Source organism: Paenarthrobacter aurescens, assembly GCF_025421775.1.
In the GTDB taxonomy this organism is placed as follows: domain Bacteria; phylum Actinomycetota; class Actinomycetes; order Actinomycetales; family Micrococcaceae; genus Arthrobacter; species Arthrobacter aurescens_B.
The window spans coordinates 1-244 of the sequence record NZ_JAOEFX010000619.1; the positions used below are offsets into that span (position 1 = coordinate 1).

Below are 244 nucleotides of genomic sequence, written 5' to 3' on the forward strand. Positions count from 1 at the left end.
TCGGTCGGGCCATGGCGGACGAGGGCGCACGTAGTGAGGGTCAGGCTTCCCATTGTGCCTTGCGGGCCGGCCCTCCCGCAGTTCCGTACGTCACGTACGGACCGGCGCGACGGCGGGAGGCCGCCGTCGGGCGTTCAGCGTTGCCACAGCTCCTCCAACAGGTCCTGAACGAGGACGGGCTGTTCGACGAGCGCGAAGTGGCCGCATCGCGGCACCGTCATCGTCCGGATGTGGGGTCCCAGGG

Annotated in this window: 1 protein-coding gene; it reads left to right on the plus strand. The window is 70.1% G+C overall.

Translation table 11 applies throughout. The features are described from left to right. Positions 1-59 precede the first annotated feature (59 nt). A partial coding sequence (locus N7568_RS25035; protein ID WP_261612336.1) for a hypothetical protein occupies positions 60-244 on the plus strand: 185 nt, incomplete at its 3' end.